Raw genomic sequence first — 13,733 nt, forward strand, 5'->3', positions numbered from 1 at the left:
CGATGTGCAGATTCCAATGCGTGGTTGGCCTTCATTCAAACCGATGCGGCCCATCGGCGAAGCCCACGGTGACCGCGCCCTTGCCGACGTTGACCATGCCGGTCAGGCTCATCACCGATTCGTACACGGTCACGCCATGACCAGCGCAGACGTCTTTCATCTGCGCATAGCCGGGCAGGGCGCGCAGCTCGTCCAGTTCGCCGCCGTAGCTGACGCACACGGTGGGCGTCATCAGTCCGGCGCGTACGCGCTGGCCGACCACGCCGAACAGCTTCAGCACGGCGTTGTCGAAACCCTTGATCTTCGCCACCGGCCCGGTCTCGCCGCGATAGCCATGCAGCACCGGCTTGATGTCCAGCGCACTGCCCAGCGCCGCGCTGAGCAGACCGACGCTGCGGTCGCCCTTGTGCCGCGCGCGGGCGCGCATGTAGTAGAGGTCGCGGGTGACCATGTAGCCGTGCACGTTGCCGGCCAGTTCTTCCAGGCGCTCGCGGATCTGCTGCACGCTGGCGTCGCTGGCACGCAGGCGCACCGCTTCCACCGCCGTCACCGCCTGTGCGGCGAACAGGTTCTGGGTGTCGAGCACACGCAGCGCGAACGGCGAGTTGTAGCCTGCCGCCTGCCGCACCGGCTTGTAGTCGTTGAGGATGGCGAAGCTGGCCTGCAGCGCGTTGTCGTGGATCGGGCTGCGGGTCTTGGTGATGGTCATGCAGAACACGTGGTCGTAATCGATCACCAAGCGCTGCAGGAACAGGTCGCGGATCTGGTTGACGCTGAAGGGGATGGTCTCCGCTTCGGCGCCGTGCTCGGCGACGTGTGCGTGCAGGAAGCTCAGCGTGGCCTGCTCGTCGCGGTGGTCGGCGAGCACGGCTTCGCCGATCCGTACGGTGATCGGCAACAGCACGATGTTGTGCTCGGCAATGAAGTCCTGCGGCAGGTCGCAGGCCGAGTCGACGACGATTCCGATGCGCATCCGCGGCTCCCCCTCCAGGGCGGTTGTAGGTTCGGAAATGTGAAAACTATCTCAAAACCGGATCGGGCGCGCGAGGGAAATGCGCCACTGCCTGTTCAGCGACTGCGCTGCACCGCCATCGGCAGGGCCACCGCCTGCTGCCAGTCGGGGCGATCCAGCAGGCCCGGGTCGTCCAGCACCGCCGCCATCAGCGGGTGGGTATCGTTGCCCCAGAACAGTTCGCCGTCGATGGCCAGGGTCGGCACGCCGAATACGCCAGCCTCGATCGCTGCGTCGGTGTTGCGTCGCAGCTGTTCCTTGATCGCCGGTTCGCCAATGGCTGCTTCCACGTCGCTGACACCCAGCCGGGCGGCCGGGTCGCGCAGGGCCGGGGCGCTGTCGGCCGCGTGGCCGTCGCGCCAGATCCAGTCGAACAGCACATCCACCGCCTCGGAGCTGGCGCCCGCGGCCAGGCACAGGCGCAGGGCCGCCAGTGGGTTGAACGGATGCCCGGGCGGGAAGCGCAGAGGGGTGCTCTCGGCCTGCGCGGTCCACAGCAGCTGGCGGTACATGAAACGGCGCTTGGCCGGGATCTCCGCCGGGCCGAGGTTGCCCAGATGGTGCAGGACCGCACCGAAGGCGATCGGTACCGGTTGGATGTGCTCGAACTGCGGCAGCCGCTTCACCTTCTGCCAGTGCAGGTAGGAGTACGGCGAGACGAAGTCGAAATACCAGCGCAGGGTGGGCATCTGTGGCTCCTTGTAGCGGTCAGGGCTGCGCGTTGCGCTGCAGGTAGCGGTCGCGCAGTTCGGTCTGGCGCGAGCGCATCGGCATCGCGCGACCGCCCAGCCAGACCTGCTCTGCATAGTGCGCCACATCCAGCGGATCACCTTCCCACAGCACCAGGTCGGCGCGCTTGCCCGGCTCGATGCTGCCGATCTGGTCGGCCACACCCAGCACCTCGGCCGGTACCCGGGTCAGCCCGGCCAGGCCGTCGGCCCAGGGCAGGCCATTGGCTACCGCATTGCCGGCCAGCTGGCGCATCTTGCGCGCGTTGTGCGAGGCATCGTCGCGCTGTGCGAAGGCCACCGGTACGCCGGCGCGCTGCAACCGCGCGGCGTTTTCCAGGGTGGCGCCGATCTGGTCGAAGGTCGTCGGCAGGTTGCCTAGTGCGTCGACGAACACCGGCACCTTGGCCGCTGCCAGTTCCGGTGCCAGCTGCCAGGCCTCGGCACCGCCGGCAATGGCGATCTTCACTTTTTCGCGGGCTGCCCAGCGCAACAGCTGGCGGATGTCGGCCGCGCGGTCCACTTCCACCACGATGCGGCCCTGGCCGGACAGATAGCGGGCCAGCGTGCGGCGACCGGCCGGGGTCAGCAGCGCATGCGGCGAGTCGGCGGCGACCTGGCCACGCGCTTCGTCGACCATCTGCTGCAGCAGCATCCACTGCGCCGCGCGCGATTGTCCGGTCAGTTCAGATGCAGCAGCACCCAGGCGCAGGAACAGGGCGCGCGGGCCGATCGGGTCGGCACTGCCATCGAAGCGCACCACGCCGCCCTGGCCAGCAACGAAGCCACCACCGGTGGCCGCACCCAGCGCCGTGAAGCCGATGCCATCCAGGCGTGCCACCGGAATCAGCACCGAAGCGGGGTTGTAGGCCAGGGTCACGTCGAATTCCGGACGCAGCGGCTGCTCACCGATCTTCAGCGCGCTGTCGACCGTGCTCGATTCACCGGACACTTCCTCGATGCCGATCTCGGTGATGCCGCCGAACAGGGCCGGGGTCAGCGTGCGGCCCCTGGCCTCGACCACCGGCACGCCGGCCGGTGCGGACAGGCCGCGACCCACCGCGCGGATGATGCCGCCCTGCACCAGCACGTCGGCGTCTTCCACGTTGCCGCGTGCGCTGGCGGTGGCGACGGTCGCACCGCGCACCAGCAGGTCCTGCGCCTGCGCAGACGATGCGATGCAGGCCAGCGCCATGACGGCAGCGCCGAGCGTTGCGGCAGGCTTCACCATTGCCTTGAACATGCCCATCAGCGCAGCTCCTGTCCAAGCTGGAAATCCGACCGCGGCGTTGCCGCCGGCGTACTGCGGTCGTACACGCGGCGACCATCGACGAACACCTGTTCGGCCAGTGCGTACGAACTGAAGGGGTTGCCGTTCCAGATCACCACGTCGGCCATCTTTCCGGCCTCCAGCGTGCCGGTCTGTGCTTCGATGCCCAGCGCCTTGGCGGCGTTGGCGGTCATCCAGGTGATGGCGCGTTCCGGCGCGATCTCCGGCATGTGCGCGCGGCGCGCGGCGGCCATCACCTTGGCCGCTTCCTGGTTCAGGCGCTGGATGCCTTCGGGCGAGTCGGAGTGGACGATGGCGCAGCTGTTCTTCGGCCGGTCGACCAGCGCGATGTTCTCGGCGATGCCGTCGAAGGCCTCCATCTTGAAGCCCCACCAGTCGGCCCACAGTGCCCCGCACACGCCTTCGGCCGCCAGCCGGTCGGCCAGTTTGTACGCCTCCACGCCGTGGTGGAAGGCGGCCACCTTGAAGCCGAATTCCTTGGACAGGTCGAGCATGGTGGCCATTTCATCGGCGCGATAGCAGTGGATATGCACGCGGATATCGCCCTGGATTGCACCCGCCAACGTGTCCAGCTTGAGGTCGCGCTTGCCGCCGGCGTCACCGGCGCTGTCGCCCTTGTCGCTGCCGAACCAGCCCTTGCGCTTGGCCGGCTTCGGTTTGTTCTTGGCGATGTAGTCGGCCGCGTCGATGAAGGCTGCGCGGTAACCGGCCACGTTGCCCATCCGCGTGGCAGGTGCAACGCCCTTGCCGCCACCATAGACGCGCTTGGGGTTCTCGCCGCAGGCCATCTTCAGGCCCCACGGCGCGCCGGGGAATTTCATCGCCTGGTAGGTGGTGGCAGGCACGTTCTTCAGCGTTACGCCGCGGCCACCAACGAGGTTGGCCGAGCCGGGCAGCACCTGCATGCTGGTCACCCCGCCGGCCAGTGCCGCGTGGAAACCGGGGTCCTGCGGCCATACCGAATGCTCGGCCCAGACGTTGGCGGTGACCGGCGCGGTCATCTCGTTGCCGTCGCTGTGCGCGCTTACGCCGGGGCTGGGATAGACGCCCAGGTGCGAATGCACGTCGATCAGGCCCGGGGTCACCCATTTGCCGTCGGCATTGATGCGGGTGACGCTGGCGTCGACCTGCAGCGCATCGCCGACGGCGACGATGCGGCCATCGCGCAGCAGCACATCGGCGTTGTCCAGGCGCTGGCCGGTGCCGGTCAGCACGGTGGCGTTCTGGATCAGCAACGGCCCATCGGGATGCGCCTGGTAGGTGCTCGGGTAGGGATCGGCCACGAAGCGCGAAGCGCCCACGGCCGGCGCCGTGCTCAGCGATACCAGCGCCAGTCCCAACCCGGCGCGCAACAACGTCGATGTCATGCATATCCCCTTGGCAGCGTGTTCAACCCACCGACGCTAGCCGGGGACCGGCCTGCTTGCCAAGTGTCCTTGTTCACGGGGCGTCATCTGTCATCTCGACGGCAACGTCCGCCTCCCGGAAAATGGTGCTCCCCACGCCGCACCGGACCGCCCATGAAGAGCAAGCAGGACATCGTCGACAACTGGCTGCCACGCTACACCGGCGTGCCCCTGGACCAGTTCGGCCAGCACATCCTGCTGACCAACTTCGGGGGCTACCTGCATACGTTCTCCGCGTTGACCGGGGCGCCGGTGATCGGCCTGGACCGGCCCATGGCCAGCGCCACCATCGATGGCATCACCATGATCAACTTCGGCATGGGCAGCCCCAACGCCGCGATCATCATGGATCTGCTGTCTGCCGTGATGCCCAAGGCCGTGCTGTTCCTGGGCAAGTGCGGGGGGCTGAAGCGCAAGAACGAGCTGGGCGACCTGGTGCTGCCGATCGCGGCCATCCGCGGCGAGGGCACCTCGGGCGACTACCTGCCCCCGGAAGTGCCGGCATTGCCGGCCTTCGCCCTGCAGCGTGCGGTCTCGACCATGATCCGTGACCTTGGCCACGACTACTGGACCGGCACCGTCTACACCACCAACCGCCGGGTCTGGGAGCACGACGAGGCCTTCAAGGAGCGGCTGCGGGCGATGCGCTGCATGGCCATCGACATGGAAACCGCTACGATCTTCGCCGCCGGCTTCGCCAACCACATTCCCAGTGGCGCTCTGCTGCTGGTTTCAGACCAGCCGATGATCCCGGACGGGGTGAAAACCGAGGCGTCCGACGCCAAGGTCAGCTCGCAGTTCGTGGAAAACCATATCCAGATCGGCATCGAGGCGCTTAAGCTTATCCGGCGCAACGGCAAGTCGGTCCGCCACCTGCGCTTCGACGAATGATGATGATGGCCTGGCGCGGTGCGCCGGCCCTGGGGAGTAGGTGATGGACGTTGCCGCGCAAGTGGTGGAATTCTGGAAAGACGCGGGCCCTGAAAAGTGGTTTGCCCGCGATGATGCGTTCGACGGGCGTTTCCGTGCGCTGTTCGCGGACGAACACCATGCGGCCGCATCGCGCGCGCGCGAGCACTGGCTGGGCAGCGCCGAGGGTGCGCTGGCGCTGATGCTGCTGCTGGACCAGTTCCCGCGCAACTGCTTCCGCGGCACGGCCCATTCCTATGCCACTGATGGCCTGGCCCGGCACTACGCCATGCGTGCGATCGAAGAGGGGCTGGACCTGCAGCTGGTCCCCAAGCTGCGCGCCTTCATCTACCTGCCGTTCGAGCATTCCGAAGATCCGCTGGACCAGGACCGCTCGGTCGCGATGTTCGACGTGCTGGGCGACAAGGAATACCTGCAGTACGCCGAACTGCACCGCGACATCATCCGCCGTTTCGGCCGGTTCCCGCACCGCAATGCGGTGCTCGGCCGTATTCCGTCGCCGGAAGAACTGGATTATCTGGCCGAAGGCGGGTTCGCCGGGTAAGAAACAAAAAACGCCGGTTTTCGCCGGCGTTTTTGTGGGTTTCAAGCGCAGCCGATCAGTACTTCGGCACGCCGTTGTCCACTTCGTCCGACCAGGCATCGATGCCGCCGGTGACGTTGAACACCTTGCTGAAGCCCAGCGCACGGAACTGCTCCGCTGCCTGCGCGCTGCGGCCACCGTGGTGGCACAGGAAGGCCAGGGCGGTGTCCTTCGGCAGGGCTTCCAGCTCGGCGCGGCCGTTGCCATCGAAGCTCTTGAACGGCACGCCGACCGCGGCGATGGCACGTTCTTCGGCCGGGCGCACGTCCACCAGCATCACGTTGCCGGCACGCACCAGGTCGTCGGCATCGCGCACGCTGATTTCCTGCACCGGCTTGGGCGCGTTCGGGTTGTCGATCGCCAGGCCCTTGCCACGGATGTCGTCAACCCAGTCGATGGTGATGCCATCGGCGCGGCGGGCGCTGGCCAGGTCGAACTGCACGCGCAGGCCGTTGGACTCGGCGGCAATCGCGCCTTCGTCGTACGGGGCCAGCTGGAAGTTCGGCTGGAAGCGGGCATCGATGCCCAGCTGCAGAGAGGCACCCGGCGAATCGGCCAGCGCGCCCTTCAGCATTTCCACCGCGGCCGGGGTGACGGTGATGCGCGGCGGGGTGCGGTCCGGTGCAGCCAGGCCCAGCACGCTGCTCAGCTCACCGCTGGCGGCCATCTGCAGCACGATGTCGCTGCCGCCGACCAGTTCGCCGTCGATGTACAGCTGCGGGATGGTCGGCCAGTCGCCATAGGCCTTGATGCCTTCGCGGATCTCCGCGTCGGCCAGCACGTTGACGTGGGCGAATTCCACGCCCAGGTCCTGCAGGGCACCCACGGCCTTGGCCGAGAAACCGCACTGCGGCATCGACGGCTGGCCCTTCATGAACAGCACGACGCGGTTGTCGTTGAGGATGGTTTCGATGCGCGAACGCAGGGCGGGATCGAGGGACATGGCAGTCATGGGTCCGAAAAATTCGAATCATCAATTCTACCCCCCATGGCATCATGGGGAATGACCAACGCAGGAACATTGCATCGCATCCCAACCCGGCCCTGGCGCTGGGTGCCCTGGCTGGTGCTGTCGCAGCTGGCTGTGATCCTGGTCTGGGTGCTGGCGGGCTGGCACTGGGGCCTGGCCGTGATGGTGGCAAGCCACGCCTTGTTCCTGGTGCCGGTGTTCCTGCCCAACAGCCGCTTCTATGCACCGGTGCTGAGCCGGCTGCCCGATGCCGGCAACCGCGTCTGGCTGACCATCGACGACGGCCCCGGTGAGCAGACCCCGGCGGTGCTGGATCTGCTGGACCGGTACCAGGCACGGGCGACCTTTTTCCTGGTCGGCGAGCGCGCATTGGCGCATCCGGCCTTGGTGGAGGAGATCCTGCGTCGCGGACACGACCTCGGCAACCACAGCCACAGCCACCCGCAGGCGCGCTTCTGGCGGCTGGGCCCGGGCACGATGGCGGCGGAGATCGAAGGTTGCCAGCAGGCGCTGCAGACGGTGAGCGGGCGACCGGTGCGCTGGTACCGGTCGGTGGTGGGCATGACCAACCCGTTCGTGGCACCGGTGCTGCGCAAGCTGGGCCTGGTGCGCGTGGGCTGGAGCGCCCGCGGCTACGACGGCGTCGGCTGTACGCCGGATGGCGTGCTGGCCCGTCTGCTGCCCGACCTGCGCCCGGGCGCGATCGTGCTGTTGCATGAAGGGGCCGCCCACGGCCACAACCTGGCCATCATCGAACGCGTGCTGCAGGCGCTGGACGAGCGCGGCCTGAAGGCCGAACTGCCGCTCGGCTGACCGGTAGCGCCGGACCACGCCCGGCGAGCGCGCAGCGCGGCAAGAGCGAAGCGACCCGCGTTTGCGCTTCGCTTTTCTCTCTTGTCTTCCGTGGTGGACGCCCCCGTAAACCGTCCGCGCCCGGGTGGGATGGGCTGTGCGGGGTATCCGCGCCAAGGATGGCGCGGCTAAGCCCCCAAGGAGGGGTTCACGGCGTCCCCGCGCAGTCCATCCCGCCCGGGCAGCCCTCGTAGACCGCCGCCCACCACGAGGGGCTCAGCCGTTGGCCGCCGTTCCCGGACGCTCGGCCACCAGCAGCCAGCTGTTGAACGGCGTGCGCCCATGCAGCGGCCGTGGTGCCGTCACCCGCAATCCGGCTTCGGCCAGCGTCGCTTGCAGCACCTGTGGATCGGGGTAGTGACGCGGCCGCGTGCCCATCCAGCCGACCAGCCACGCCAGGCGATCAGTTACCCGCGTGGTGCGGTCGCGACGGTCGCCGGTCGCCAGCGGCGTACGCAGCAGCAAGCGGCCACCGGGCGCGACCCGCGCGCTCACCGCGCGCAGCAGTTCCAGTTGCGGCATTTCGTCCAGGTACTGCAGCACATCCAGCAGCAGCACATGCCCGCTGTGTGCCGGCAAGGGTGCCTGCACATCCAGGCAGTCGAAACGTGCATCGGCCAGGCCGCCGCCAGCGCGTTGCGCACGCGCGATCTTGTCGCTGTCCACGTCAATCCCGAGGTAGGCCTGCTGGCGGCCACGCTGGCGCAGCACGTGCGCGAACAGGCCCAGCCCGCAGCCGAGGTCGAGCAACGGCTGGCCGTCGTCGGGAAGGTGCTGCAGTACGCCGTCATACAGCGGGTCGCTGCCCAGCTTGCCGCGGGTGTAGTAGTAATCGCGGCGGCTGCCCCAGGCCTGCATCGGCCGGAAGGACTCGGCGATCAGGCGCGCCTGTCCGGCATCGAGCGGCGAGCAGGGCAGAGGCGTGCCGTTCCGTGGCGTGCCGTCCATCGGATCAGTCCGTCCTGCCCAGCAGGTGCGCGGCCACCGGCTGCGCACGCGCACTCCACAGCGCATACATCCGTGCGGACGGGTGCAGGCCATCCTCGGCGATCATCGCCGGGTCAGCGCCGTTGTCGCGGCTGATATCGGTGATGTCGACGAAGGCCACGCCCTGCTGGCTGCTGATCACCTCGGCGGCCGCGTTGAACTCGTCGGTCTCCAGCTCGACGCGGGCCAGGTCGCGACCGCTGCCTGCACCGTACGGCGTGGTGCCCCAGTCCGGGAAGGACAGCACCAGCACGTGGTCCGCGCGGCCGCCGGCAAAGCCAATCGCGCGCTGCAGCAGGGCCTGGAACTGCACCTGGTACTCGCCCAGCGGGCGCCCGCGGTACTGGTTGTTGACGCCGATCAGCAGGCTGACGAAGTCGAACGGTCCTTGCGGAGCCACCTCGTCGATGCCGGCGTCGAGCTCGTCGGTGGTCCAGCCCGTGGTGGCGATCGTATGGGGATCGGCCAGATCGATGCCCTGCGCGCGCAGGGCGGCGGCGAGCTGATGCGGCCAGCGGCCTTCGACCGCGACCGCTTCACCGATGGTGTAGGAATCGCCCAAGGCCAGATACGACAAGCCCATTGCTCAAGCCACCGACCGGCGGGGCTTCAGCGGCACCACCTTGGTGGCGTCTTCGGCACGGCGGGCGAGGGCGCGGTCGATACGGGCGAACACGTCGCGCATCACCGACGCCTCCGGCAGCAGCGTCACGCGGAAGTGGTGGCGGTATGGCACGTTGAAGCTCGAGCCCGGCACCACCAGCACGCCGTCGTTGTTCATCAGGTCGAGCGCGAAATTGTGGTCGTCGAAGCCCTTGGCGGCGGCACCGACCACGGCCGGGAACGCGTACAGCGCACCGGCGGGGGCGACCAGCGACAGATGCTCGCTGGCCTCGCAGGCTTCGATCACCGCACGGCGGGTTTCATACAGACGGCCGCCCGGTGCACACAGCTCGGAAATGGTGTCCGGCCCGTTCACCGCGGCGTCGATGGCGTACTGGCCCGGCACGTTGGCGCACAGGCGCAGTGCGCCCAGCAGGTCCAGCGCGGCGCGGAAATCGCCCAGGCGTGCGTCGTCGCCGCTGAGGTGGGCCCAGCCCACGCGCCAGCCGCAAGCGCGGTGCACCTTGCTCAGGCCGCCGAAGGTCAGGCAGGGATGGTCACCGGCCAGCGGTGCGACCGGCTGGAACACCGCGTCGTCGTACAGGATCTGGTCGTAGATCTCATCGACCAGCAGCAGCAGGTTGTGCCGGCGCGCGATCTCGACCACGCGCTCCAGCAGCTCGCGCGGGTAGCTGGCGCCGCTGGGGTTGTTCGGGTTGATCAGCACGATGGCGCGGGTGCGCGAGGACACCAGCGTCTCGATCTCGCTCGGGTCCGGCTGGAAGCCATTCTCGGCGGCGCAGCGGTAGTACACCGGGCGGCCATCATTGAGGATGGTCGAGGCCGACCACAGCGGGTAGTCCGGCGAGGGCACCAGCACTTCGTCGCCCGGGTTGAGCAGCGCACGCAGCGACAGGTCGATCAGCTCGCTGACGCCGTTGCCGACGAACACACGGTCCGGGTGGGCGTCCGGCGCGCCACGGCGGGCGTAGGCGGCGGCGATGGCTTCGCGGGCGACCGGCAGGCCCTGCTGGTGGGTGTACGGATCGGTGCGGCCCATGTCGTCGGCAATCGCGCGCTGCAGGTGTTCCGGTGCACGGAAGCCGAACGCGCCGGGATTGCCGATGTTGAGCTTGATCAGCTTGTGACCCTGCGCTTCCAGCTCCCGGGCTCGCCGCGCCAGTTCTCCGCGGATTTCGTAGCGCACTTCGGAAAGGCGCTCGCGGATGACCAGGGGTTTGGGCGAGGGAGTGGACATGGGCGGTGGGCCGCAAAAGGCATGGGGGTTCCATGGTAGCGGAATTGCTGCATTGCATGGCAAGGCCGCAGGGCTTGCTGCCATTGGGCTTGCGGGCCACCGGCACAGGTAGAATGGGGGCGATGACCCAGACTCCCGATTTCAACGCCCTGCAGACCATTGGCTGGCCCTGGCCAGGCCCTGCGCAACAGGCCGACTGGCAGGCCGTGATGGCCGCACACCCGCAGGCCCGCCCGGCACGGGTGATCGAACAGCACCGCACCCATTATGTGGTGGCGGATGGCCCGGAGGCGTCGATCAAGGCCGAATCGTTGCCGGAATGGCAGCGCCCGCGCTTTCCCAGCCACGAACGGCCGGCGGTCGGCGACTGGGTGCTGCTGGATGGCATCCGCATCGTTGCCCTGTTGCCGCGACGTACCGCGATCAAGCGTGGCGCTGCCGGTGAGCATTACCACCAGCAGGTGATTGCGGCCAACATCGATACCGTCTTCATCGTCTGTGGGCTGGATGCGGACTTCAATCCGCGCCGTATTGAACGCTACCTGCTGCTGGTGGGCGGTGGCGGTGCCGAACCGGTGGTGGTGCTGACCAAGGCCGACCAGACCGAGTACAGCGACGATGCGCTGGCGGTGCTGGAAGAACTGGAACTGCAGGGCATCGCGCTGCACGCGATCAACGGCCTGGATGCGGACAGTGTTGCCGTGCTGGAACCCTGGCTGGGCCCCGGCCGTACGGTGGTGCTGGTGGGTTCTTCCGGTGCGGGCAAGTCGACGCTGACCAACACGCTGCTGGGCGAGCAGCGGATGAAGACCAACACGGTGCGCGCCAACGATTCGCGCGGCCGCCACACCACCACCCACCGCGCGCTGATGCCGCTGCCGATGGGTGCCTGCCTGATCGATACGCCGGGCATGCGCGAACTGAAGCCCACCGGCGAAGAAACGCTGGCCGAAGGCGGCTTTGCCGACATCGAAGCGCTGGCCGCGCAGTGCCGCTTCCGCGACTGCATGCACCAGCAGGAACCCGGCTGTGCCGTGCGTGCGGCGATCGATGCTGGCGAGATTGAAGAGAGCCGGCTGCAGAACTACTTCAAGTTGAAGGAAGAAGTGGCCGCTGCGGCTGCGAAGCTGGCCGTGCGCCAGGCCGAGACCGCGCAGGAGCGTGGCGGCAGGAAGGGCAAGGGCCAGCAGTTCCGCCCCGCGGGCAAGCCGCGTAGGCGCTGACCCGGGTCGCAGGGTCGGATCCCATTGCACCGCAATGGGCTCTGACCCCGGCAATGATCCCGCTGCTGCCTGCTTCTGGTAGGTGCCAACCTTGGTTGGCACGAACGCATCCGAAGCCCGCCGCCGGCAGATGCCAACCAAGGTTGGCATCTACCAAAGCAAGGGCAGGGCGCTATAGTCCGCCCATGGAACCGACCGCGACGCTGGACCGTGACGTGGCCTACCATGCAGCGCTCGACGCGCGCCTGGTCGAGGCCGTAGGAGGCATCCGCCTGCTGGGCCTGACCAGCTGGCCGGCAACCCTGCAGGCCCCCTTCCTGGACAGCGTGGCCCGCGGCCAGCCGACGCTGCCGGTGGTCGACTACCCGAAGCTCGATTTCAGCGACGAGCGTCGCGCGCTGGCGGCGCTTGCGGCCGAGTGTGATGAAAGCCATCCGCTGGGCCATTACGTGCGGCAGTCTGCGCAGAGCTGGGATCTGGCTGCACAGCTGCTGGAAGGCCTCGGTACCGCGGCCGTGGATGCCTGTTCGGTGCAGTTGTTCGGGTCACCCGAGCAACCGTTACCCGGCAACGGACCGAGCACGCGCGATGCAGCGCGCCACTTCATCCAGATTGCTGCCGAACTGGATCACGAACTGCTGGCACCGGAAGAACAGGTGCCGGTTTCGGCGATCGCGTTGCAGCTGCAGCTGCAGAATGACCTCGATGCGTTCTTTGAATCACGCATCATCCAGGTACAGCTGGATCCGGAGCTGGTCTCCAAGGCGGCGGCTGGACCGACCCGCATCCGCCTGCGCACCAGTGCCCGTTTCAGCGCCTACGACCGTGCGCAGCTGTTCCACCACGAAGCGCTGGTGCATTCGCTGACGGCGTTGAACGGTCGCGCGCAGCCGGTGCTGCCGAGCCTGGCGCTGTCCTCGCCACGGGTGACGGCCACACAGGAAGGGTTGGCGACATTCGCCGAACAGATCACCGGCAGCATCGACATCGAGCGGCTGAAGCGCATCAGCCTGCGTACCGAGGCAATTGCGATGGCGCGCGAGGGTGCGGATTTCATCGAGGTGTTCCGCTACTTCTGCGATGCCGGGCAGAACCCGGAAGAGAGCTTCGCCTCGGCGCAGCGGGTATTCCGCGGTGTGCCGCCGAGTGGTGGCCTGGCCTTCACCAAGGACACGGTGTACCTGCGCGGGCTGGTGTCGGTGCACACCTTCTTCCGCCACATGCTGGCCGAGGATCGCCTGCAGGTCTGCCGCTGGTTGTTTGCCGGCAAGATGAGCCTGACCGATGCGATCGCGTTCGCGCCGCTGTTCGAATCTGGCGTGCTGAAGCCACCGCGTTGGCTGCCGCACTGGATGAGCCGTGCGAACGGCCTGGCCGGCATGCTGGCGTTCTCGCTGTTCGCCAACCGCATCCGGATGGACCAGCTGGCGCCGGAATGAAATGCGTTGGCGGATCCTCCGGCGCCTGCCTGCCATCGGCTGGGAGGAGGCGGGGCACCCTGGCCAGGACACGCAAAAGCCCCTCCATGGTGCTCGATGGCGCCTTGCTCGCGTGCGCTGTCCTGCGCACACGGCAAGACCGGGGTTGGGCGTCCTGCCCAACCCGCCAGTCGCATGCGACTGGCCCATGGCGCCAACGGTCCTGGCCAGGGTGCCCCGCCTCCTCCAGACAGTTTCTTGCGAGCGCGGTAGCAGGCCCACCAGAGGGATTGCGTTTGAAAAGCTTGAAAAGCAAAGAGCCGGGCAACGCCCGGCTCTTTGCTTTTTGCTCTTGCTTTCCATTGCCTCCGCGCCGGCGCGGGGAACTGTCCAGCGCGGGTAGGCAGGCCCATGCAGGACCGTTGGCGCCATGGATGGCGCCATCGAGCCCCCATGGATGGGTTTACGGCGT

At 67.8% G+C, this 13,733-nt stretch carries 13 protein-coding genes; 5 read left to right on the plus strand and 8 right to left on the minus strand.

What is annotated here, in order from left to right; genetic code table 11:
* Positions 1-31 precede the first annotated feature (31 nt).
* From MRBLST15_RS11300 to MRBLST15_RS11315, 4 genes are all read right to left on the minus strand, one after another.
* Positions 32-973, minus strand: a complete 942-nt coding sequence (locus MRBLST15_RS11300) for a DegV family protein (RefSeq protein ID WP_367785941.1) — start codon at positions 971-973, stop codon at positions 32-34.
* A 95-nt stretch (positions 974-1,068) separates the two neighbouring features.
* Entirely contained in the window at positions 1,069-1,701 is a 633-nt protein-coding gene (locus MRBLST15_RS11305; protein ID WP_367785942.1) for a 2-hydroxychromene-2-carboxylate isomerase, read from the minus strand.
* Positions 1,702-1,720: 19 nt separating this feature from the next.
* On the minus strand, positions 1,721-2,935 hold the full coding sequence (locus MRBLST15_RS11310) for an amidohydrolase family protein (RefSeq protein WP_414716130.1): 1,215 nt from the start codon (positions 2,933-2,935) through the stop codon (positions 1,721-1,723).
* Positions 2,936-2,988: 53 nt separating this feature from the next.
* The gene (locus tag MRBLST15_RS11315) at positions 2,989-4,398 is read right to left on the minus strand and encodes an amidohydrolase (protein WP_367785944.1); all 1,410 of its coding nucleotides are present in this window, start codon (positions 4,396-4,398) and stop codon (positions 2,989-2,991) included.
* 153 nt (positions 4,399-4,551) lie between these two features.
* On the opposite strand from MRBLST15_RS11315, the gene MRBLST15_RS11320 reads away from it, so the two are divergent.
* Together MRBLST15_RS11320 and MRBLST15_RS11325 are read left to right on the plus strand one after the other, a co-directional pair.
* A complete protein-coding gene (locus MRBLST15_RS11320) occupies positions 4,552-5,328 on the plus strand; it encodes an AMP nucleosidase (protein ID WP_025874105.1) in 777 nt (258 codons plus the stop codon).
* Between the two features lie 43 nt (positions 5,329-5,371).
* Entirely contained in the window at positions 5,372-5,911 is a 540-nt protein-coding gene (locus MRBLST15_RS11325; protein WP_265953336.1) for a DUF924 family protein, read from the plus strand.
* Positions 5,912-5,966: 55 nt separating this feature from the next.
* Here MRBLST15_RS11325 and grxD read toward each other — a convergent pair whose 3' ends face one another.
* Positions 5,967-6,893: a Grx4 family monothiol glutaredoxin gene (gene grxD, locus MRBLST15_RS11330; protein WP_025874107.1), complete on the minus strand. Its 927-nt coding sequence runs from the start codon at positions 6,891-6,893 to the stop codon at positions 5,967-5,969.
* Between the two features lie 60 nt (positions 6,894-6,953).
* Here grxD and MRBLST15_RS11335 point away from each other — a divergent pair, with 60 nt between their 5' ends.
* A complete protein-coding gene (locus MRBLST15_RS11335) occupies positions 6,954-7,733 on the plus strand; it encodes a polysaccharide deacetylase family protein (RefSeq protein WP_367785945.1) in 780 nt (259 codons plus the stop codon).
* Positions 7,734-7,988: 255 nt separating this feature from the next.
* On the opposite strand, the gene MRBLST15_RS11340 is transcribed toward MRBLST15_RS11335, so the two are convergent.
* The 3 genes from MRBLST15_RS11340 to MRBLST15_RS11350 are packed head-to-tail and all read right to left on the minus strand — an operon-like array spanning position 7,989 to position 10,620.
* The gene (locus MRBLST15_RS11340; RefSeq protein WP_367785946.1) at positions 7,989-8,720 is read right to left on the minus strand and encodes a class I SAM-dependent methyltransferase; all 732 of its coding nucleotides are present in this window, start codon (positions 8,718-8,720) and stop codon (positions 7,989-7,991) included.
* A gap of 4 nt (positions 8,721-8,724) precedes the next feature.
* Positions 8,725-9,342 carry an SGNH/GDSL hydrolase family protein gene (locus tag MRBLST15_RS11345; RefSeq protein ID WP_367785947.1) on the minus strand — a complete coding sequence of 206 codons (618 nt, stop codon included), beginning with the start codon at positions 9,340-9,342 and terminating at the stop codon, positions 8,725-8,727.
* Positions 9,343-9,345: 3 nt separating this feature from the next.
* Positions 9,346-10,620 carry a pyridoxal phosphate-dependent aminotransferase gene (locus MRBLST15_RS11350; protein WP_312705350.1) on the minus strand — a complete coding sequence of 425 codons (1,275 nt, stop codon included), beginning with the start codon at positions 10,618-10,620 and terminating at the stop codon, positions 9,346-9,348.
* Between the two features lie 113 nt (positions 10,621-10,733).
* On the opposite strand from MRBLST15_RS11350, the gene rsgA reads away from it, so the two are divergent.
* Both rsgA and MRBLST15_RS11360 read left to right on the plus strand, forming a co-directional pair.
* Complete coding sequence (gene rsgA, locus MRBLST15_RS11355; protein ID WP_414716129.1) at positions 10,734-11,843, plus strand: ribosome small subunit-dependent GTPase A; 1,110 nt, start codon at positions 10,734-10,736, stop codon at positions 11,841-11,843.
* Between the two features lie 185 nt (positions 11,844-12,028).
* A complete protein-coding gene (locus MRBLST15_RS11360) occupies positions 12,029-13,282 on the plus strand; it encodes a flavohemoglobin expression-modulating QEGLA motif protein (RefSeq protein ID WP_265952713.1) in 1,254 nt (417 codons plus the stop codon).
* Positions 13,283-13,733: the final 451 nt, after the last annotated feature.

The sequence above is a fragment of the Stenotrophomonas sp. LST15-1-1.1 genome (assembly GCF_040815575.1).
GTDB lineage: Bacteria > Pseudomonadota > Gammaproteobacteria > Xanthomonadales > Xanthomonadaceae > Stenotrophomonas > Stenotrophomonas lactitubi_B.